Here is a 225-nt window from a genome sequence, read left to right as displayed (position 1 = left end):
CCATTAGAGAAATTTGCTCAGCTTGTTGATTATCATATGGCTTTTGAAACTGTCGCACCTCATGTTTGAATTCGCCCAAAGTATTGGTAAATTTTTTACTGTAGGTATTGAAGGTAATAATTGCAAAATAAGGCATCGAATTAGGCGCGGTTTTAGAAGGAGTTGTAATTTTTCAAAAAAGATTGAAAACCATTTTAAAGCTTTCGACTTAACCTTTTTTTACAT

1 pseudogene is annotated in these 225 nt (G+C 32.4%); it reads left to right on the top strand.

Annotated elements, in window-relative coordinates:
* Window positions 1-76: 76 nt before the first annotated feature.
* A pseudogene (locus tag NO346_RS14805) lies at window positions 77-225 on the top strand (IS1 family transposase); the annotation flags it as partial.

The organism is Acinetobacter sp. 5862 (genome assembly GCF_024494585.1).
Taxonomy (GTDB): Bacteria; Pseudomonadota; Gammaproteobacteria; order Pseudomonadales; family Moraxellaceae; genus Acinetobacter.
The sequence above is the reverse complement of the archived record's forward strand: the minus strand, read 5'-3'. Positions and strand labels throughout refer to the sequence as shown.